This window comes from Lysinibacillus sp. NPDC093197, assembly GCF_044754025.1.
Lineage (GTDB): Bacteria > Bacillota > Bacilli > Bacillales_A > Planococcaceae > Lysinibacillus.
The window spans coordinates 666,427-685,839 of the sequence record NZ_JBIVOH010000001.1; the positions used below are offsets into that span (position 1 = coordinate 666,427).

The 19,413-nt window shown below is 40.6% G+C and carries 20 protein-coding genes, 1 pseudogene and 2 riboswitches; of the genes and pseudogenes, 4 read left to right on the top strand and 17 right to left on the bottom strand.

The features are described 5' to 3' along the window. Nucleotides 1-63: 63 nt before the first annotated feature. The 17 genes from ACIP9G_RS03425 to ACIP9G_RS03505 form a co-directional block, all read right to left on the bottom strand. Complete coding sequence (locus ACIP9G_RS03425; protein WP_401017385.1) at nucleotides 64-900, bottom strand: class I SAM-dependent methyltransferase; 837 nt, start codon at nucleotides 898-900, stop codon at nucleotides 64-66. After that, nucleotides 897-2,396 carry a cobyric acid synthase gene (locus ACIP9G_RS03430; RefSeq protein ID WP_401017387.1) on the bottom strand — a complete coding sequence of 500 codons (1,500 nt, stop codon included), beginning with the start codon at nucleotides 2,394-2,396 and terminating at the stop codon, nucleotides 897-899. Before ACIP9G_RS03430 ends, ACIP9G_RS03425 begins: the two co-directional genes overlap by 4 nt. Before the next feature lie 108 nt (nucleotides 2,397-2,504). Continuing rightward, nucleotides 2,505-3,041: a cob(I)yrinic acid a,c-diamide adenosyltransferase gene (locus ACIP9G_RS03435; RefSeq protein WP_401017388.1), complete on the bottom strand. Its 537-nt coding sequence runs from the start codon at nucleotides 3,039-3,041 to the stop codon at nucleotides 2,505-2,507. Nucleotides 3,042-3,054: 13 nt separating this feature from the next. Beyond that, nucleotides 3,055-3,615: a nitroreductase family protein gene (locus ACIP9G_RS03440; protein WP_401017390.1), complete on the bottom strand. Its 561-nt coding sequence runs from the start codon at nucleotides 3,613-3,615 to the stop codon at nucleotides 3,055-3,057. Nucleotides 3,616-3,701: 86 nt separating this feature from the next. After that, complete coding sequence (gene cobA, locus ACIP9G_RS03445; protein ID WP_340823965.1) at nucleotides 3,702-4,469, bottom strand: uroporphyrinogen-III C-methyltransferase; 768 nt, start codon at nucleotides 4,467-4,469, stop codon at nucleotides 3,702-3,704. Then, the gene (locus ACIP9G_RS03450) at nucleotides 4,466-5,104 is read right to left on the bottom strand and encodes a precorrin-2 dehydrogenase/sirohydrochlorin ferrochelatase family protein (protein ID WP_401017393.1); all 639 of its coding nucleotides are present in this window, start codon (nucleotides 5,102-5,104) and stop codon (nucleotides 4,466-4,468) included. The genes cobA and ACIP9G_RS03450 overlap by 4 nt, the downstream gene beginning before the upstream one ends. Then, entirely contained in the window at nucleotides 5,097-6,464 is a 1,368-nt protein-coding gene (locus tag ACIP9G_RS03455; protein ID WP_401017395.1) for a cobyrinic acid a,c-diamide synthase CobB, read from the bottom strand. The genes ACIP9G_RS03450 and ACIP9G_RS03455 overlap by 8 nt, the downstream gene beginning before the upstream one ends. Before the next feature lie 11 nt (nucleotides 6,465-6,475). Then, complete coding sequence (locus ACIP9G_RS03460; protein WP_401017396.1) at nucleotides 6,476-7,597, bottom strand: cobalt-precorrin 5A hydrolase; 1,122 nt, start codon at nucleotides 7,595-7,597, stop codon at nucleotides 6,476-6,478. After that, nucleotides 7,590-8,375, bottom strand: coding sequence for a precorrin-4 C(11)-methyltransferase (gene cobM / locus ACIP9G_RS03465; protein ID WP_401017398.1), 786 nt, complete (start codon nucleotides 8,373-8,375; stop codon nucleotides 7,590-7,592). Before cobM ends, ACIP9G_RS03460 begins: the two co-directional genes overlap by 8 nt. Beyond that, the gene (gene cobI / locus ACIP9G_RS03470; RefSeq protein ID WP_401017400.1) at nucleotides 8,375-9,082 is read right to left on the bottom strand and encodes a precorrin-2 C(20)-methyltransferase; all 708 of its coding nucleotides are present in this window, start codon (nucleotides 9,080-9,082) and stop codon (nucleotides 8,375-8,377) included. Before cobI ends, cobM begins: the two co-directional genes overlap by 1 nt. Further along, complete coding sequence (cbiE, locus tag ACIP9G_RS03475) at nucleotides 9,075-10,295, bottom strand: precorrin-6y C5,15-methyltransferase (decarboxylating) subunit CbiE (protein ID WP_401017401.1); 1,221 nt, start codon at nucleotides 10,293-10,295, stop codon at nucleotides 9,075-9,077. Before cbiE ends, cobI begins: the two co-directional genes overlap by 8 nt. Continuing rightward, nucleotides 10,252-11,385 carry a cobalt-precorrin-5B (C(1))-methyltransferase gene (locus ACIP9G_RS03480; RefSeq protein ID WP_401017403.1) on the bottom strand — a complete coding sequence of 378 codons (1,134 nt, stop codon included), beginning with the start codon at nucleotides 11,383-11,385 and terminating at the stop codon, nucleotides 10,252-10,254. Before ACIP9G_RS03480 ends, cbiE begins: the two co-directional genes overlap by 44 nt. Continuing rightward, nucleotides 11,385-12,044 (bottom strand): precorrin-8X methylmutase, encoded by a 660-nt coding sequence (locus ACIP9G_RS03485; RefSeq protein WP_340823954.1) that lies wholly within the window; start codon nucleotides 12,042-12,044, stop codon nucleotides 11,385-11,387. Before ACIP9G_RS03485 ends, ACIP9G_RS03480 begins: the two co-directional genes overlap by 1 nt. A 12-nt stretch (nucleotides 12,045-12,056) precedes the next feature. Further along, complete coding sequence (cobK, locus tag ACIP9G_RS03490; RefSeq protein ID WP_401017406.1) at nucleotides 12,057-12,818, bottom strand: precorrin-6A reductase; 762 nt, start codon at nucleotides 12,816-12,818, stop codon at nucleotides 12,057-12,059. Then, nucleotides 12,815-13,771 carry a sirohydrochlorin chelatase gene (locus ACIP9G_RS03495; RefSeq protein WP_401017408.1) on the bottom strand — a complete coding sequence of 319 codons (957 nt, stop codon included), beginning with the start codon at nucleotides 13,769-13,771 and terminating at the stop codon, nucleotides 12,815-12,817. Before ACIP9G_RS03495 ends, cobK begins: the two co-directional genes overlap by 4 nt. A gap of 14 nt (nucleotides 13,772-13,785) precedes the next feature. Further along, entirely contained in the window at nucleotides 13,786-15,462 is a 1,677-nt protein-coding gene (gene cobJ, locus ACIP9G_RS03500; protein ID WP_401017410.1) for a precorrin-3B C(17)-methyltransferase, read from the bottom strand. Between the two features lie 3 nt (nucleotides 15,463-15,465). Further along, entirely contained in the window at nucleotides 15,466-15,837 is a 372-nt protein-coding gene (locus tag ACIP9G_RS03505; RefSeq protein WP_401017412.1) for a (2Fe-2S) ferredoxin domain-containing protein, read from the bottom strand. Nucleotides 15,838-15,975: 138 nt separating this feature from the next. Then, nucleotides 15,976-16,155: riboswitch (cobalamin riboswitch) on the bottom strand. 255 nt (nucleotides 16,156-16,410) lie between these two features. After that, nucleotides 16,411-16,594, top strand: a riboswitch (cobalamin riboswitch). A gap of 222 nt (nucleotides 16,595-16,816) precedes the next feature. Between ACIP9G_RS03505 and ACIP9G_RS03510 the strand changes: the two are divergent. The 4 genes and pseudogenes from ACIP9G_RS03510 to ACIP9G_RS03525 all read left to right on the top strand — a co-directional run bounded on the left by ACIP9G_RS03510 (nucleotide 16,817) and on the right by ACIP9G_RS03525 (nucleotide 19,365). After that, nucleotides 16,817-17,481, top strand: a pseudogene (locus ACIP9G_RS03510) (energy-coupling factor ABC transporter permease). Nucleotide 17,482: 1 nt separating this feature from the next. Further along, complete coding sequence (locus ACIP9G_RS03515) at nucleotides 17,483-17,755, top strand: energy-coupling factor ABC transporter substrate-binding protein (RefSeq protein ID WP_173478982.1); 273 nt, start codon at nucleotides 17,483-17,485, stop codon at nucleotides 17,753-17,755. A 3-nt stretch (nucleotides 17,756-17,758) separates the two neighbouring features. After that, a complete protein-coding gene (gene cbiQ, locus ACIP9G_RS03520; RefSeq protein ID WP_401017414.1) occupies nucleotides 17,759-18,532 on the top strand; it encodes a cobalt ECF transporter T component CbiQ in 774 nt (257 codons plus the stop codon). Beyond that, the gene (locus ACIP9G_RS03525; RefSeq protein WP_401017416.1) at nucleotides 18,529-19,365 is read left to right on the top strand and encodes an energy-coupling factor ABC transporter ATP-binding protein; all 837 of its coding nucleotides are present in this window, start codon (nucleotides 18,529-18,531) and stop codon (nucleotides 19,363-19,365) included. The genes cbiQ and ACIP9G_RS03525 overlap by 4 nt, the downstream gene beginning before the upstream one ends. Nucleotides 19,366-19,413 lie beyond the last annotated feature (48 nt).

Sequence of the window (19,413 nt, forward strand, 5' to 3'; positions counted from 1 at the left end):
CGTGATACATTATAAATAAGCTCTATAATGTAAGATTACAGAGTAACACCAAAGGTTTTTCTTCTATTTAGGTTCCCACGATACGAGTGCAGCATGAAAATCATGACGATAGTAATATCGACCGTTCTTTTCCTCTATAAACGGGGCAAGTGCTTCCTCAACATGTGATCTATTAAAATCAGTACTCAATATTTTTTTGCTTTGTGTTGTCACTAGCTGATCGTATGATTCGTATTCATACGTTCGCTTTAACGGAATAATGTCACAATCTGCATATATATCCATTTCATATAGTAAATTCAAAAATTCTATATAATCTCTTCGCGGATATTTAATATCATAACCGAACTTGTCATGTAATACCTCATAATGCGGCTGAATTGGCCCCGTTGTCATGCCGATAATCGCTCGTTTTTTAGCAAGTCGATTCATGTGATAAAGAGCCGATTTAATTTCGTACATGCGATAAAAACAATTTACGCCAATTACAATGTCATGTGCTTGTAGCTCATTTGCATCAAGCTTCTCCCACTTCGCGTGAACATAGGATACATGGCTCTTTTCTTGCAAACAATGTTGTAAGTATGCAAGTATGCTATCTGAGCTATCTACACACGTTAGGTCACGCACATATTCTGCAAGCGGAAACGTATAATTGCCCCATCCTGGACCAATTTCAACTACAGAATGATGTGGTTGAATTTGTTTCTTTATTTCTTGAAAAATACGGGCTGCATAAAGATCGGTTTGACCAATTTTTTTGCGCGCTAACGATTGAGACCAAAACTGTTCCTCTAATTGATCATTGACCATGCGCTCTGGCATTTGACCTTGCCAATCCTTCATGCCTTCTTGCCATAATGCTTCATAATTAATAGCTAACGGTCCTTTTCTAGTCATCCATGTACCTCAATTTTTAACATCTCATATATTTTTTCCATATTTAAATTAGCACGCACATGCGATGCTAGCATATTGTAGGCATCTTCCCTGCGCTCAGCATCGCTTTTAACATCTGTCGGCAATGTTGCCAGCCCTTTTGAAATGCGAATACTATTGACAAGCTGACGTGTAAAGTTACGATTATGGAATAATCCATGGAAGTATGTACCAATTACTTGTTCATCCGCACTTACTGCTCCATCTACACGACCATCTACTAATTGTAAAAATGGTGATACTTCATCTCGTAAAATTTGTGTACGACCAAGATGGATTTCATAGCCTGTCAATGTATCATTTCCGCGCGTCCCCGACATTTGTACAGTTTTTTTATCTCCTACAAATACGGTTTCCATCGGTAATAAGCCGAGACCCTGTGCTGAGTCGCCATTTCCTTCAACTGCATCTGGATCGAGCAACACTTCACCGAGCATTTGAAATCCGCCACATATGCCAATGATTTTAGTTCCACGTGCACGTAAGTTCGAAATCGCTTGAGCAAAGCCTTGTGCCTTAAGCCATGCTAAATCATCCATTGTGCTTTTAGTGCCCGGTAGTATAAGCAAATCCGGTGTGCCAAGCTCAGCCACATTGCCGATTAAACGTACACCAACCTCTGGCTCATCAAAAAACGGATCAATATCTGTGAAATTCGATATGCGAGGTAAACGAATCATCGCCACATCAACAGAAAACTCACCAGGCTTCGGTTTTTTAAATCGCAGTGCAGACAGCGCTAATGAATCTTCAGCTTCAATATTCACATCTACATAAGGCACAACACCTAAAACAGGGATGCCTGTCTCACGCTCTACCCATTCAATGCCATCGTCTAAAAGCTCGCGCATACCGCGGAATTTATTAATAATGAGTCCTTTTACACGTGCACGCTCTGCGTCATCAAGCAAAGCTAACGTCCCAATAATGGATGCAAACACACCACCCCGGTCAATATCAGCTACTAACACAACTGCCGCATCTGCTAAATGTGCCATACGCATATTGGCGATATCGCGATCCTTTAAATTAATTTCAGCCGGGCTTCCCGCACCTTCAAGCACAATAACATCATATGTATTTTGTAAAGTACGTACAGACTTCTCAACAATTGGCATTGCTTGTTGTACAAATTGATTGCGATAGCTCTTGGCATCCATATTTAAAAAATGCTTGCCATGTACAATAACCTCAGATACCATATCCTGCTTTGGCTTTAATAAAATTGGATTCATATCTGTTGTCGCTACAACACGAGCTGCTTCAGCCTGTACCCCTTGCGCACGGCCAATTTCTCCGCCATCTTCGGTTACAAATGAATTAAGCGCCATATTTTGCGACTTAAAAGGTACCACTTTTAGTCCATCATCTGAAAAAATGCGACATAATGCCGTACATATCATACTTTTACCTACGTCAGAGGCTGTTCCTTGAATCATAATTGACTTTGCTGGCATTCTGATTTCCCTCCTTGATACTTAGGAGAGTAGCTTATATTCAGTGACTTTAAATCATTCCTGAATATCCCCCCATTGAATATAAAATCGAAAATTGGACAGATGGATTTAGAATTCAAGTCCTTTGACAGCAGGAATTCCCTCTTCGTAATAATGTTTCGTTGCATCAATTGTTGAAACTAAATCAGCCATGGAAACAAGGGCAGGATTGGCACTGCGTCCTGTTACGACAAGATGCATTGTAGGAGGACGTTGTGCAATGGCTTCGAGTATTTCAGCTAATGGGAGAACGTCATCAATTGGGAATTTTGTAATTGCCAATGCATTATTAAGCTCATCTAAAACGAGTAAATCAATGCTATCATCTTGTAAGGCTTCCTTTGCTTTTTGCCAAGCTTTTGCTAATGCAACACGATGCTCCTCCGGTGTTTTTGTCCATGTAAACCCTATGCCCATTTGTTCCATTTCTACCCCAAGTTTCGATAGGGCAATTTGTTCACCGTACGTACGCTCTGGCGATTTTATAAACTGCATATAACGCACATTTAAACCACGCCCTACTGCACGCAATGTTACGCCAAGGGAAGCTGTCGTTTTCCCCTTACCATCACCTGTGTATACTAAAAACAAGCCTTTTCTAGCCATTTTTCCTACCTCCTTAAAGCCAAGTTGTTTTCTCTTCAAATGATGTTCGTTTTTTGTCTTTAAGCTCTTGCTCTTCTGGGTAACCAATGAAAATAGTACCGACAACCTTTTGATTTTCACTTGCACCGATAAATGTATGCATGCGTGCATCATGAACAAGTCCAACGCCTCGCGTACGCCATACGAATCCAAGCCCTAGCTCCTCTGCTGCTAGCCACATGGACATAATCGCACTGCATACAGCAAAAATATTATCTTCGGTTGCATCTTCATCATCTTCCACAATATCGGCTGTCACAACAATTGCAACAGGTGTTGTTTGAACAACCTTTAATGAACTTTCTACTAAATTAGGCTTCGTTGGAAAACGTTCTTGCAAATATGTACTAGCCATTGCTTCATAACGTTTCATCGAGTCACCTTGTATTACATAAAAATGCCAAGGTTCACGCATACGATCGTTAGGTGCATACGTTGCGGCTTGTAAAATTTGTTCTATTTTTTCCTTTTCAATAGGCTCAGTTGTATAGTTGCGAATTGCACGACGTTTTTTTAATGCTTCAATTACTGTCATGAAGTTATCCTCCTTTAAGTACATCTCTTTTGTCATTTGCCTGTCTATCTATTTATCTAAGAGAATAGCAAGGTGCCATCGCAACATTAGCTAAAAGCGAGCCCTTGCTCTTCAAACCATTGAATTTTTTCACGTACATTGACAACATCCCCTACGACGATCATAGAAGGATTATGATAACCCTCACGTTCAATAATATTAGCAATGTCGTTTAGTGGTCCTGTTATCGTACGCTGTTGCTCAGTTGTACCCCATTCAATTACGGCAACGGGCGTAGTCGCTGGGCGACCATTGTCAATAAGCTTTTTTGCGATATATGCAATATTGCCTACACTCATATAAAATGCGACAGTATCGATACCAGTTGCAAGTGCTGGCCAATTTAAAAAATCTTGTCCTTTTTCCTCGCGACCGTGACCTGTAACTAGTGCAAAACTTGTGGCAAAATCTCTATGTGTAACAGGAATACCTGCATACGCAGGAGCTGCAATTCCAGCTGTTATACCCGGTACCACTTCATAAGGTATGCCATGATTTTTTAATATTTCCGCCTCTTCAGCACCACGACCAAAAACAAAAGGATCGCCACCCTTTAAACGAGTTACAACTTTGCCTTCTTGCGCTCTCTCGACAAGCAATGCATTAATTTCGTCTTGAATTAGATGGTGCTTACCAGGCAATTTACCACAGTACACAAGCTCTGCATCTTTTTTTGCAAAATCTAATAATTTCGGATTCACTAGACGATCGTATGCAATGACATCGGCCTTTTGAATACATTCTAGCCCATACACTGTAATGAGCTTCGGATCTCCCGGGCCAGCCCCTACTAAATATACAATTCCCTCTTTCATCGCGTTTCTCCCGTCAATAGTTGTTGTAAATACGCCTCTCGTCGGTCAATCTCTCCACTGCGTGTCCATGCTAATAAGTTTGGCTCAAGTAGTGCTTGTAACGCGGCACGTCTTTGATTACCCTTATCAAATTTAGCAGTAACCATTAGACGAGCTTGCTGTAAAAAGCATACGTAATCTTCATATACAGCATCAAATTGCTCAGTTAAATCTTCTTTTATTTTGCGTGCAAGTGCTGGGCTTGCACCAGAAGTAGAAACCGTCAACACTAAAGGACCGCGACGAACTGTTGCAGGTGTTATAAAGTCGCTCTCACCCTGTGCATCTGCTCGATTTAAGAGCTGCCAATGTTGCGCCGCTTCTTGTACCGCATTGTTGACGTTTGTATCGTTTGTCGCTGCGATAATAAGTGTTGCATCATCTAAATCACGTGGCTCAAATTCTTTTACACGCCATGTTATTTGCCCTGATTCTGCAAGTGGCACTAATGTGTCGTGTAACGTCGGGCTAACTATGACAATGTTTGCTTTAGCTGGTAGCAATGACGTAACCTTTTGCGTCGCTACATGACCTCCACCTACAATAACAACAGTTTTATATTCGATATTTAAATGGATAGGAAAGTAATTAGTCATTTGTTTTCACCTTCTTACATGCTGTTAACCAGTTTTCAACAAGCTTAGGATTCGAAACAAAATGAAAATGCGTATAGCCAGCTACTAGATTCCCTGTTTGGTAACCTTCTTCTTTATTGCCAAAACGCCCTTTCGTTTCGTAAGCAGGAGTGTCATGAGTACCACTATATGATGAATAATGGAATTCATGGCCCTTTGCTTGTTCGTCCTTACCGATTAAAAAGTTAGACGTTGTCCCAAAGATTTCACGATAGCCAAGTGCCGCAAGCTTTGTTTGCATCGCTACTTCACCAGGAATCACACCGAGCATTTCATGGCGTTCACCTTGACTATTCGTAATCGCCTCAGTCAAATACATAAAGCCACCGCATTCAGCTAATGTCGGTAAACCTTTCGCGATTGCTTCACGAATGGATGTTTTCACGTCATTATTTTTTGCTAGCGTATCAGCAAATTCCTCTGGGAAGCCTCCACCAATATATAAACCATCTGCTTCGGCTGGCACAGGTTCATTTGCAAGTGGTGAGAAAAATTGCAATGTTGCTCCTTTTGCTCGTAAAAGTGCTAAATTTTCCTCGTAATAGAAGTTGAATGCAGCATCTTTTGCTACCGCAATACAAATATTTTTTGCAGGTTGTTCAGCAAATAGTTGACCCGTCTCTTGTAGAACGGGTGCCTTTGTTAATGACAACAATAAATCCAAATCAATCGTCTCTGCCATTAAAGCACCTAGCTTGTCAAAAAATGAATCGAGCTCACCTCGTTCAATCGCAGGAATAAGCCCTAAATGGCGACTTGGAATATCTATGCCTGTTTCACGTTTTAAATAACCTATAACCGGAATACCACATTCCTGCTCAATCGCAGCTTTGGCAATTTCATAATGGCCTACACTACCTACTTGGTTTGCAATAACGCCGACAATGTTTGGCTGGTCAGATAGTAGCTGAAAGCCTTTTACAACTGCCGCTACGCTGCGAGCCATACTTGCACAATTAACGATTAAAATAACCGGACTTTCTGTCACAACACTAATGTCCGCAGCCGAACCTTCATCAGATAACGGACTTTTGCCATCATAAAAGCCCATTACGCCTTCTATAATCGAAACGTCTGCATCCATGCTCGCACGTGCAACAATATCACGTACCGCATCATGCGAAAACATCCAACTATCAATATTACGCGATACACGTCCTGTCACAGCAGTATGGTAGCTAGGGTCAATATAATCAGGACCACACTTAAAGCCTTGCACGACTTTACCTTTTTCCTGCAATGCTTTCATTAGGCCAATTGTGAATGTTGTCTTGCCAACACCACTACCTGTCCCTGCAAGTACAAAGCGATTTGTTTGCATAGGCTCCCTCCTTAAAATACTAATCTTGCTACAGAAATCGTAGCATTGCCTGACTTTTTCTTTGGTAATACGAGTGATTCGACCTGTGCATAGCGCATTGCAGCTGGTTCACTTACCCCATATGCCCCTGTATATTTAAATACTGTTTCAGATGGTGATGGGAAATTGATTTCATTTAACTGTTCTGGGGTATATGTTACAAACTCCCAATCATATTTTTTTGTTATTTCAATAAAACAAGTTTCGTCTTTTTTTAAATCAATTGTACACAGTGCTTTTACACTTTTTTTCGATAGCTTCAGCTCAGCTAACGTTTCATCAATGACTTGTTCAATTTCTTCAACAGCCGTCCCCCGATTACACCCCATGCCAAGTACAATCGATTTTGGTCGATAAATGACGCCATTCTCTAGCAGCACTTCTTCTTCGGGTTCAATTATACGGTCGGTAATGAACAGCGTAGCATGAGGTTTCGCCTCAATCGCGTCGTGTGCTGATGGGTAAATTTTTATTTGCTCAGGCATTGGTGTATCACGCATCCACCAATCACGTTCGCCAGCTTCCTGTACAATCGCAACGTGTTCCTCATTGACAACAGAGGCACTAACAGGTGTTAGCTTATCTGCACTGTCCCAAACCCAGCCAAAACGTGCACCAAATAAATCAACAGGAATAGTTTTTTGAACATCAGAAGCTGTTGTAATAATAGGATTTGCTCCTAGCGCCGCTGCAACCTCATGCGTTAGCTCATTCGCGCCGCCTAAATGGCCCGATAGCACACTTATGACATTTTCCCCACGGTCATCAATAACAACCACACCAGGATCGGTCTTCTTATCCTGTAAAATTGGTGCAATCATGCGCACAACCGCACCAAGTGAAATAATTAAGATTAATCCTTTATACTGCTTAAAAAGTGTTGGCAGTAATAAACGCACCGTACCTGTAAAAAGCTGAATATGCTTTTCATCTTCGTCGCCATGTTCAAATTTACTCATATAATATAAATCGCTTGCCGCAAATGTTTGCTGTAGTTTGCGTCCTATTTGAACACCATGCTTCGTAATGGCTACAACTGCATAAGGATTACGCTGATCAACTTCAGGAAGTACACCTTCTTGTAATTCAATCACTTGTCTTCACACCTTTTCGGAAGCCATGTGTAAAGGTCGCATCATATAATTTTGAACGGTACTCATCTTTATCATGGATATTTGGGTCCAATGCCCAACCTGCTAAAATCATCGCATGTTTACGTATACCATTGACACGCATCGCCTCATCAAGCTCAACTAAAGTCGTACGAACAATTTTTTGATCGGGCCAAGTTGCACGCTGAATCACGGCAACTGGCGTATCATCAGACCATCCCGCACTTTGCAATTCTTTGACGATTTTCTTTGTTAGCGTTGCACTTAAGAACAACGCAATCGTACAATGGTGGCTAGCAAGATCACGTAGCTTTTCAAACTCAGGCACAGGTGTACGTCCTTCTGCACGAGTTAAAATAAGCGTTTGTGTTAAATCGGGAATTGTTAACTCGGCCCCGATTGCTGCGGCTGAAGCAAAAACCGAGCTAACGCCAGGAATGACCTCATAGCCAATCCCTTCCTTCTTCAATAAGGCAATTTGTTCCATGATTGCACCATACATCGCAGGGTCGCCTGTATGCATACGTGCTACTACTTTACCTGCATTGACACGCTCTACCATGACCGCAACCATTTCTTCCAAATGCATGCCGGCCGTACGAATTACTTCCGCATCTGGCTTTGCCTTTGCAATAAGATCTTCATTGACTAACGAATCCGTATACATAACAACATCCGCTGTTTGTAGCATATGTAAACCTTTGACAGTAATTAAATCCGGGTCTCCTGGGCCTGCACCAACAATATAAATTTTCTTCATTATTTACGCACCACCATTAATGTTAAATATTCTAAATCTACACCGTCTAGTTCACGTACATCCCAAATAATTTCCTCATCAGATGTAACCTTTGTTACAACGGAAGCTTTATCAAGTAAGTCTAAATCACGCAGTACTTCTAGCATTAAATCAATAACCTTTGCTACTTTTATAAATACGACTGCATCATGACTTTCAATTGCTTCACGCATTGCATCATAATTATCATGAGCTGGAATAATTGCGACACGATCATCTCCATCAGCAAGGGCAATGCCTAAACGTGATGCAGAACCATTGAATGATGAAATACCAGGTACTGTACGAATTTCTACGTCTGGATGCATGTCCTGCATTAGCTTCATCATATGGATAAAAGTACTGTATAAAAGAGGATCACCTTCTGTCACAAATGCAACATCCTTGCCTTCTTTCAATTTACCATAAACAAGTTCAACAGATTTCGTCCATTCACGTTCTAATACTGCCTCATCCTTCGTCATTGGGAAAACAAGACCAAGCATATCTTTTTCCTCTGGATTAATGTAAACGTCTACGATGCGGTGTGCATAGCTTTTGCTACCCTTTAATTTTTTTGGGTAGGCAATAACTGGTGACTCCTGGATAACACGGAATGCTTTTACTGTAATTAATTCTGGATCGCCAGGGCCTACGCCTAAGCCATATAAAATACCAAGATTACTCATGATTTTCTTCCTTTCGATATGCCGAAATTATATATATCGGGTTTAATGGGACAAAGCGAGTCATATCTAAAATTGGTTTACTACGTGCAAGTTGCGCCTGTAAAATTTCTACTGCAAAGCCGCAAGCTTTAAACGCCTCAACTGCCTTATATAAATTTTCAATTGTAGCAGCATTTAAGACAATGCGACCATTGGGCTTTAAGCGCGTACAGCACAGCTGTAATAGCTCCACCATTTCCCCACCTGTTCCGCCGATAAAAATCGCATCTGGGTCTGGAAAATGCTCGAGTCCTGCAGGAGCTTTACTATGAATAGCCGTTACATCGACACGGAACTTCTGTTGATTTTGTAGGCAATTTTCTAAATCAGGAGCATTTTTTTCCACTGCATACACTTGACCTTCTGGTGCCAATTTACCAGCTTCAATCGCCATGGAGCCTGTGCATGTGCCGACATCCCAAATCGTGCTGTCCTTTTGAAGCTGCATTGCTTGCAAACTTAATACACGAATTTCCTTTTTCGTAATCAGTCCTTTATCTGGCTTACGTTGTGAAAACTCTTCATCATCAATACCAAGTGCATAGCGCTTCGGAGCTGACGTTTGCTGTAGGATCACAACATTGAGAGATGAAAATTCTGCTTCTTCTAATTCATCAAGAGAGTACCAGCCATATTTTTCATCAATACCTTGTAAATTTTCTGCCACAAAAGCACGGTATTCTGTCATACCAAAATGCTTTAAATAACGTGCCAGTGCATTTGGATTATTGTCTGCATCTGTTAGTAATGCCACTTTCTTTTTACCATCAATACGTTGCGCTAAGCCTTTCATTGTTCGCCCGTGAATACTAGTTACATAGGCATCCTGCCAGCTTTCGCCCATTTTTGAAAACGCAAGCTGTACAGAGCTCATATACGGATATACTTCGATATTTAGCTTCTTTGCTAAATAGCCCCCGATGCCGTAAAATAGTGGATCACCCGATGCTAAAATAACTGTCTTACGCGTTTCTTCGGAAAGTTTTTCAACAAGCGTCGAAAGACCACCTTTAATGACTATTTTTTCTCCTGTAAAGCTTGTGAAAAAATCAAGGACACGCTCACCACCTACGAGCACCTCGCAGTCTTCAATCCACTGTCTATACTGTGGTAGTAAACTTTCCTGTCCGTTATCCCCGATCCCAATCAATTTCATCGATCGATGCAATGTCATCAGCCCTTCCTAATAATTGTCCCTGCATCGAATAAATCGATGTGGAAACCGTCAAGCCCCCTCTAATATGGTGTAAAGATGAATAACAGCATGCCTCGCATAGGTGATGAAAGAAAGCATCATAGCCTTTTTCAGCCATTATTTCACCAACTTGTGATGCGGTATTTGCCTCTCTTACTTGTGCTACTGTTTCTTCATCTGCCCCAATATCAATGGCTAACTGCGCTAAAAAATTAAAATCAATGGCTGCGCTTTTGGAGTGCACCATCATTACCCCTTGAGCCACCTTTGAAAATTTCCCCATCATCCCAACGAGCGATACTTGCTTAATGCCAAGTCGTTTACAATGCTTTAATGTAAAGCCGACAAAATCACCCATTTCAATAAACGCTTCCTCAGGTAAGGTAGGATATTGGGCCATCCCAAACTTTTCACTACGCCCACCTGTTGTTATAACTACATGTTCACAGCCAGCTGCCCTTGCGACACTAATAGCTTGAACAATACTTGCCATATACGCAGAACTCGAAAAAGGCACGACGGTTCCCCTTGTGCCTAAAATGGAAATGCCGCCAATAATGCCAAGCCGTCCATTTAATGTTTTTTTTGCAATTTCCTCGCCCTCTGGTACAGAAATAACAACATTAACGCCGCGATTAATTTGAAACTCTTCAAGCACATCTTGCACGGTACTATGTATCATTTTACGTGGTACAGGGTTAATCGCTGCTTCTCCAACAGCAACAGGTAAGCCGGGCTTTGTTACTCGCCCGACGCCAATACCGCCATCTAAATGTATCCCTGGTGTATCAGCCCAACTTACCGTGCCAATAATAAGGGCTTTGTGTGTCGCATCTGGATCATCACCAGCATCCTTAATCGTCTCACAGCTTACTACGTTGCTTCCAAACGTACATTTTTCAATTGTAAATGTTGCATCTCGCCCTATTGGCAAATGAATCGTACTCGTTTCCTGCTCTTCATTTGTTATGAGTGCTAATAATGCCGCTTTCGTAACTGCAGTTGCACAGGCTCCCGTTGTATAACCGTGACGCATGTCTTTAGGATCCTTTTTTGGCTTCCGCTCCATTATTTTTTCGCCTGTTCGTCCGCTAATAATGAAACGGCATTTAAAGCAGCAACCGTCACTGTACTACCGCCTTTACGTCCAACATTTGTAATATAAGGAATCCCCTCTAGCTTTAAAAGCTCTTCTTTCGACTCTGCTGCTGACACAAAGCCTACTGGCATGCCAATAATTAAGTCCGGTTTCGCTAAGCCTTCTTTAATTAAGCGAATTAACTCTAGTAAGGCTGTCGGTGCATTTCCGATTGCATAAATGCCACCTTCGTGTAATTTTGTTGCCTTTTGCATTGAGATTATGGCACGCGTTGTATTTTGTTTTTTCGCTTCAATCGAAACGTCTTCATCTGCGATATAGCAGTGTAAATCCCCACCATGCTTTTGGAAACGTTTTTTTCCTGAACCACTTTCAATCATTTGTACATCAGCAATGACATGACGACCTGCAAGGATCGACTTAATGCCTGCTTCAATTGCACCTGGTGTAATAATGACGCTACGTCCTAATTCGAAGTCAGCAGAAGCGTGGATAATACGACGGACAATTTTCCACTCATCTTCTGTAAAATCATGTTCGCCCATTTCCTCTGCAATTATCGAGAAACTATAATCATAAATTTTGTCTGGGTCTACTGTTAATGGTTTGAAATCTGTTTTGAAATCCATTTGGTTTGCCTCCTAAAGTTTGTGTTGTACAGCTTGTAGTACTTCCTCAAATGAGGAGTATTGTTGGCCATATTGAATATTTGGTCGTGCGATTAAAATCGTTTCAATACCACAGGCAAGTGCAGCGTCTAGCTTTTCATCGACTGAGCCGACTTTGCCACTTTCTTTTGTAATCATCAATGTAACATCGTATTGACGAAATAGTGCTTCGTTTAATTCTTTTGAAAAGGGACCTTGAATAGCAACAATATCTCTTTGCGCCACACCGAGTGCTTCACATTTTTCCATATTATCAAGGCGAGGAAGCATACGTGCAATAACACGTGTATTTTCTAAGCCTTGTAACACCTTTGTAAACGTTGCAAGTGTTTTACTGCCAGTTGTCAGCATAATCACGCCTCGTTTTACAGCTGCTAACTGTGCTGCTTCCTCATAATCTTTAACAACGGTAATAAGAGGGTGTTCGTAATGTTCATTTGCGCGTTCATAACGAATGTATGGAACACCAGCACTCTTTGCTGCTGCCATCGCATTTTTAGAAGCTTCCTCTGCAAATGGATGTGAGGCATCGACAACTAAGCGATACCCTTGTTCTGTAAGTATTGCTGCCATTTCCTCAGCAGTTAGTCTACCAACTAAATGTGGTAGACCTACCTCTGCAAGGCTTGTAGCAGCCGAATCAGTAACAACTGTAGCCGTAATCGCATAGCCCACTGACTGCAATTCAAGTGCTAGATTCCTTGCATCGCTCGTACCAGCTAACATGAAAATCATTTTACTAGCTCCTCGTCATGGTGATGATGATCGTGATGGTGATCATGCTCGTGGTCATGATGGTGGTCATGGTCATGGTCATGGTCATGGTCGTGATGGTGGTCATGGTCGTGATCATGGTCATGATGGTGATGATGATGCGCATGTCCATGTACCGCCGCATAAGCACGATAATTTTCTAAATCCTGCATACCTGTTGATGTACCATTCACAGCTTGTTCAATACGGTTTAACAACACATTTTGTAAACGATCATGGTAGCCAAAATAATTAGCAATTTGGATATCACAGTCAGGATATTGCTCATTAAATTGCTTGCACATGCCATTCATACGTTCCATTAAAATACCTGTGAATAAAAAGTACGGTAGCATAATAATTTTTTTAGCACCGAGCTTGACACAGCGTTCAATGCCTTCTTCAACACGCGGATCTGTCACGCCCATAAATGCGCTTTCCACATACTGAACGTTTAGTTTTTCCCATAACAAACGTGTAATTTTATAAAAATCACCATTTGCCGCTGGGTCACTGCCACCACGTGCAATTAATAAAATAGCAGTATCTTTATGTTCTTCCTCAGTATTGAAGTCGATTTCTGCTAAGCGGTCTTCTAAAATAGCAAAAATTTCGTCATGAATACCGATTGTTTGTCCATACGTGAATGTAATATTTGGATAATGCTCACGTGCATGTTCGATTTCTGCTGGAATATGCATTTTTGAATGACCAGCATGAAGTAAAATAATCGGGATTACATGTACCTCTGTAGCACCCTTCTTCACACAATTCGTTATACCATCTTCAATGTTTGGCGAGGCAAACTCTAAAAAACATGTTTCTACTAAAAAGCTTTCATCGATACGTGGCGTCATTTGCTCTATAAACGTTCGTACCTCGTCATTTCCTGCTGCTAAACGGCTACCATGGCCAACAAATAAAATTGCTTTCATCTTTTATCTCCTCACTAGTCGCCGCACGGAGCTGGCTCTACTTTTATTTTTGACGACATATCTTGATACGTAAAATGCAATATTTTTTTCACCCGTTTGAAGTACTTAAATAAGCGTTCATTTGGATGTGCATTTGCCTTATATTCCTCAATAATGTCTGTAATAAGCGGAATAAGCTGTTCTGGCTCTAGTCCCTCTACAACTGGCTGTGCTGCATGTGCAGTACGCCCTACTGGTTTCGCACCGATAAAAACATCAAATTTACTTTTCCGGTAGACGATACCTATATCGTCAAATACTGCACGATAACACGCCATGCCACAGCCATTAAAGCCAATGTTCAGCGTTTTAGGCAACGACAACCCACCAAGCTTTGCTTGAATCTCCTCTGCATATGGAATTGAATCTGCCTTCTCGCCATAACAGAAGTCACAAGCCTTTAATGACAGCACATCCCCAATTGGTGCGAGTAAAAAGCCTACTTCTCTTAACTTTTCAGTAATAATTTCTGGCTCTGTCGTTGGAATTTTTAAATGAATTTGATGGTCAGGTGTATATTCCATCGTGCCTTCATCTCCCACAACTTCAGCTAACGTCATCATTTGCTGTGGAGTGAAAAATTTATTCGCTACCCCAGGACTAACAGCAAGTTCAAAAATCGACTCCATTTTTTGCTGAACTAACTTCGTTGTAGCCTTTGTGACAGTTGTTCCTTTCACCATGGCTAGTGCAGTTGCTGCCATTTCTAGAGATGATTTTTCTTGTACCGATACAGGCGCAGGTGCTATCGCAATACTACTTTTCAGACGTCCTGCATTTGGATCTGCAGCAAAGTCATGACTTGCAGTACCTGTTTCTTGGTTCATTGCCCACGGCTCATTTTCTTCTCTTAAACGCTGGTGTGGACGTAAAGGCTGTTTTTCTTCTCCAAGTGTATATTTGCGCTGATAGCCACGCGGTGTAATCATTTTATTGTCATAGAAAAATGTCGATGAATTTCCAATAATAACTGTAGTTAACATGCCGATATCATGCTCGAGCATCTCTGCTAAAGTCGTCATCGTTATTTCCTGACGATCACGGTAGGCACTTTTCACAAGTCCTACAGGTGTATCCGGTGATCGATATTCTAGTAAAATCCGTTGTGCTTCTACAATTTGACGTGTACGGCGACCACTTTTTGGGTTATATAACGCAATGACAAAATCGGCCATCGCCGCAGCTTCCACACGCTTTGCAATTAAATTCCAAGGTGTTAAATGATCGCTTAAACTAATCGTGCAAGAATCATGCATAATCGGTGCGCCTAGCAAACTTGCACACGAATTAATAGCAGAAATTCCTGGCACAATTTCGACTTCAACACCTGTTGCTTCCGTCCACCCAAGCTCAATTAGTACTTCATATACAAGTCCAGCCATCCCATATACGCCTGAGTCACCACTCGAAATAACAGAAACGATATTTCCAGCCTCCGCTTGACGTACCGCTTCTTGTGCTCGTGACACTTCTTCTGTCATACCAGTACTAACAATCGACTTCGCACTTACTAAATCTTGAATGAGCTCAACATACGTTTTATAACCGATAATAAATTCACTTTGTTGTAATGCCTCTACAGCACGTGTCGTAATATGCTTGAAATCTCCAGGTCCAAAGCCTACAACAAAAATCTTTCCTTTTTGCGCCATTTTTTACCCCTCTTTCACCTTGTCGATGCCTTTAATGGCTGTTGTTTGTGGGGTACGTTGCAACGTACCTTCTGTCAGTGTAAAAACATGCTCGCTGTGTAAAGAATCATGGTTTAAATCTTTTACAAGTGTTCTACCATGCTCAACTGTTGGTACACGATACCAATTTCCCTGTGGGTACGCGATCACAACACAAGCATCTTTACATCTGCCATTACAACGCGTTCTTGTCGTATGTATTTCCTTATCGAGTGCTAATTTCTCTATTTCGTCTCGTATTGCGAGCGTAATTTCCTCAGCTTCTTTTTTCATGCAACTACTACCATTACAAATAAAAAGATGGGTTTTCATGCCCTCTAAATTCCAAGTTGTCATTGCTTTTCTCCCCTCATTCTACTTTTAGGAAAAAGAAAAAACCTTTACTCGATATCGAAGAGTAAAGGTTTTATAGAAGCCAAAATAAAAACGAATATACACGTATCCGCTCTCGCTTCACTTCTCCCTCCGAAAAGTTTGCATATCATCAACTAAGCAGGTTTCCTGACTTAAGCTTCCTCTTACTTTCGCGCCTTCCCAAGTTTTCAGTGGCATTGCGATTTCATCAGCTATTACAGTAGCGGGGGCTGTATCGGATTTACACCGATTTCCCTATTATCTCGAAGTATATCGAGCACTTAATGATGGATTTATATTTAAATTTTAAAATGAAATGTTAATAAAACGAATATAAAACTGTTTCTATCATAGCCTATCATTTTTATACTTTTCAACATTTCTTTTTTATTTATTAGATTTTTAATAAAATTTCAACAAATATTTCATTAAAATTGATAGATTTTCTCTGACATTTATCTGAATTTTCTAGATTGTTATTTTATAAAAAATTTTTTACAAAAAAAAGGATAGCTTATGATTGGAAAAACATGTTACACTTCTTCGTGAAAACTCACAACTTCATCTTTTTTCGGTGCGAAGTGTATACATTTCGCTTAAAAGGGAAGCCGGTTCAAGTCCGGCGCGGTCCCGCCACTGTACTAGGGAATTTTATAGAAAATGTCACTGTCCATAGGACGGGAAGGCCTATAAAATGTTGAACTAAAGCCAGGAGACCTGCCGAGAAAATCGTGATCGTTTCAACCTACGAGGAGAGGTGTGCGGCTTGGCAAATGACAGTTCTATTTGCTTTTTCAGCTATGCACTTTTTCCGAAACGGAGAAGTGCTTTTTTTATTGCGCACGCTACATTCGAAAATTACTGTTGAGGAGGAAAGGTTTTGAAATTTTCTTTTTGGAAACTTAGTTATTTCTTAGTGGCTCTTTTACTAGTACCAAAACGAGCGTTTGCCATGCATATCATGGAAGGATTTTTGCCGATTGAATGGGCGATTTTTTGGTGGGTTATTTCGATTCCATTTATTATTTTAGGATTACGTTCTATTCGTAAAACAATTGACGAAAATCCTGAAACGAAAATGATATTAGGCTTATCAGGTGCATTCGCATTCGTCTTATCGGCACTGAAAATTCCATCAGTAACAGGAAGTTGCTCACATCCTACTGGTGTTGGCCTTGGTACAGTTCTTTTTGGACCATTAGCCATGAGTGTGATTGGAACAATCGTTTTATTATTCCAATCATTACTTTTAGCACATGGTGGTATTACCACTTTAGGTGCAAATGCTTTCTCTATGGCGATTGTAGGACCAATTATTGCGTATTATGTCTTTAAAGGTTCTCAAAAAATCGGTCTATCATTCTCTATTGCTGTCTTTTTTGCACGATGCTTGGGGACTTAGGTACATATGTTGTCACTTCAGTTCAATTAGCATTGGCTTTCCCTTCTGAAGTAGGAGGCTTTATGGCTTCATTCACAAAATTTGCAGGTATTTTTGCTTTAACACAAATCCCTCTAGCAATTAGTGAAGGAATTTTAACAGTTATCGTTATGAATTTCTTAAAAAAATACAATGTGAGCGAATTAAAGGCACTACGTGTTTTCTCAGCAAAGGAGGCACATTAGGATGAAGAAAAATTTACTGCTACTAGCTGTCGTTGTACTTTTAGCAATCATCCCTCTTTTCGTACAAAAAGGTGCAGAATTCGGTGGTGCAGACGGAGAAGCTGAAGCTGCAATCGGTGAAATTAATGCAGAATATGAACCATGGTTTGAAAGCTTATGGGAGCCACCAAGTGGTGAAATTGAAAGCTTATTATTCGTATTACAGGCTGCGATTGGTGCTGGCTTTATTGGCTATTTCGTAGGCTATATGCGCGGCAAGCATAAGGAAGGTTAAACGATGTTACTCATTGATAAGTATGCTTATATGAATAAACTAGCGTCCGTTCATCCGTTAGAAAAAATGACGTTTTCCTTGGGGTTACTGCTATTGTCGCTTATCGTGAGAGATGAACTTATTTCACTCATTACATTTATTGTAATGAGTGCTTTTATCATTTTAGGCGCAAAAATCCCTTTCCAATATTATGCGAAATTACTGCTGTTACCAGGATTTTTTCTGCTATCCAGTTTACTATCTATTTTGATTTCAATTGCACCAAATTCAAGTAACCTCCCAGCACATTTCTGGGCATTTTCTCTTAGTAATTGGACTTTTTTCATCGGAAATGAAAGCTTGATCACAGCACAGCAGCTATTGTTCTCTGTATTAGGCAGTATTAGCTGTTTATACTTTTTAATTTTAACGACATCGGTACAATCTATTTGTCACGTCTTACGTCAATGGCGTCTGCCTGCTTTATTTGTAGAATTAGTAGAGCTAACGTATCGATTTATTTTCATCTTTTTAAATAGCATGCAAAAAATTCATCTTGCTCAACAATCACGCCTTGGCTATCAATCACCTATGCAATGGTTACGGTCGATTTCCATGCTTATTGCAGCATTGTTTGCGGAAATGTTTCAACGTAGTCGTGAACTAAATAATGCGATGCAAGCACGTGGTGGCGAATCTATTTATTGGCAAGACAGTGTATGTTATAGCAAGAAAAACTGGTTTGGAATTGTTTTTATATTTTTATTCCTCGTAATATATGGAGGTTTTTTCTCATGACAGAGCTTTATTTTGATCTTAAACATTTATCATATGCTTATGCAGACGGTACCGAGGCACTTACAGATATTTCATTGCAAATTCCAAAGGGGAAAAAAATCGCCCTACTAGGTCATAATGGTGCTGGCAAATCAACACTATTTCAGCATCTAAATGGAATTTTAAAACCGACCGATGGCAACATTACGTTTTGCAACGAAGCGCTTAGCTATTCTAGAAAAGCATTATCCGCATTACGTCAGCAGGTCGGCATCGTATTCCAAGATGCTGACAATCAACTTTTTTCAGGTACAGTAAAGCAAGATATCGCTTTCGGGCCATTAAATCTTGGCTGGTCTCATGAAAAAATCGAGGAAAAAATCGCCTGGGCAGTAGCACAAACAGAGGTTGAGTCATTACTTGATAAGCCCATACATTTTTTAAGCGTCGGACAGAAAAAACGTGTTGCCATGGCAGGTGTGCTGGCAATGGAACCTTCTGTATTACTATTAGATGAACCGACTGCTGGACTAGACAATTATTATGCTGCACAACTTTTACATTACTTAGCTAAATTAGAAAATGGGGAACGAACTTTTTTATTGGCAACCCATGATATCGCTTTGGCTTATGAATGGGCGGATCAAATAATTGTTATGGAGGCTGGGAAAGTCATTTACAATGGGGATCCGGTCGAATTGTTCTATCAAGAGAAGTTACTTGAACTAGCCCATCTTGAACGACCATGGGTTTTTGAAATAACCCTCGCCTTACAAAACAAAAAGTTATTTGACGTTGGCTTGCCTATGCCTCGATCAAAAGAAGACTTACAAACACTTATCGAGCAGCTCTAAATTGTTTGGGTGCCAGGCACTCAAACAATTTTAAAACAATTGAAAAAA

What these genes read in the sequence shown, in the direction of transcription:
- ACIP9G_RS03425 (WP_401017385.1), bottom strand. Translation starts at nt 900, where the DNA reads ATGACTAGAAAAGGACCGTTAGCTATTAATTATGAAGCATTATGGCAA.
- ACIP9G_RS03430 (WP_401017387.1), bottom strand. Translation starts at nt 2,396, where the DNA reads ATGCCAGCAAAGTCAATTATGATTCAAGGAACAGCCTCTGACGTAGGT.
- ACIP9G_RS03435 (WP_401017388.1), bottom strand. Translation starts at nt 3,041, where the DNA reads ATGGCTAGAAAAGGCTTGTTTTTAGTATACACAGGTGATGGTAAGGGG.
- ACIP9G_RS03440 (WP_401017390.1), bottom strand. Translation starts at nt 3,615, where the DNA reads ATGACAGTAATTGAAGCATTAAAAAAACGTCGTGCAATTCGCAACTAT.
- cobA (WP_340823965.1), bottom strand. Translation starts at nt 4,469, where the DNA reads ATGAAAGAGGGAATTGTATATTTAGTAGGGGCTGGCCCGGGAGATCCG.
- ACIP9G_RS03450 (WP_401017393.1), bottom strand. Translation starts at nt 5,104, where the DNA reads ATGACTAATTACTTTCCTATCCATTTAAATATCGAATATAAAACTGTT.
- ACIP9G_RS03455 (WP_401017395.1), bottom strand. Translation starts at nt 6,464, where the DNA reads ATGCAAACAAATCGCTTTGTACTTGCAGGGACAGGTAGTGGTGTTGGC.
- cobM (WP_401017398.1), bottom strand. Translation starts at nt 8,375, where the DNA reads ATGAAGAAAATTTATATTGTTGGTGCAGGCCCAGGAGACCCGGATTTA.
- cobI (WP_401017400.1), bottom strand. Translation starts at nt 9,082, where the DNA reads ATGAGTAATCTTGGTATTTTATATGGCTTAGGCGTAGGCCCTGGCGAT.
- cbiE (WP_401017401.1), bottom strand. Translation starts at nt 10,295, where the DNA reads ATGACATTGCATCGATCGATGAAATTGATTGGGATCGGGGATAACGGA.
- ACIP9G_RS03480 (WP_401017403.1), bottom strand. Translation starts at nt 11,385, where the DNA reads ATGGAGCGGAAGCCAAAAAAGGATCCTAAAGACATGCGTCACGGTTAT.
- ACIP9G_RS03485 (WP_340823954.1), bottom strand. Translation starts at nt 12,044, where the DNA reads ATGGATTTCAAAACAGATTTCAAACCATTAACAGTAGACCCAGACAAA.
- cobK (WP_401017406.1), bottom strand. Translation starts at nt 12,818, where the DNA reads ATGATTTTCATGTTAGCTGGTACGAGCGATGCAAGGAATCTAGCACTT.
- ACIP9G_RS03495 (WP_401017408.1), bottom strand. Translation starts at nt 13,771, where the DNA reads ATGAAAGCAATTTTATTTGTTGGCCATGGTAGCCGTTTAGCAGCAGGA.
- cobJ (WP_401017410.1), bottom strand. Translation starts at nt 15,462, where the DNA reads ATGGCGCAAAAAGGAAAGATTTTTGTTGTAGGCTTTGGACCTGGAGAT.
- ACIP9G_RS03505 (WP_401017412.1), bottom strand. Translation starts at nt 15,837, where the DNA reads ATGACAACTTGGAATTTAGAGGGCATGAAAACCCATCTTTTTATTTGT.
- ACIP9G_RS03515 (WP_173478982.1), top strand. Translation starts at nt 17,483, where the DNA reads ATGAAGAAAAATTTACTGCTACTAGCTGTCGTTGTACTTTTAGCAATC.
- cbiQ (WP_401017414.1), top strand. Translation starts at nt 17,759, where the DNA reads ATGTTACTCATTGATAAGTATGCTTATATGAATAAACTAGCGTCCGTT.
- ACIP9G_RS03525 (WP_401017416.1), top strand. Translation starts at nt 18,529, where the DNA reads ATGACAGAGCTTTATTTTGATCTTAAACATTTATCATATGCTTATGCA.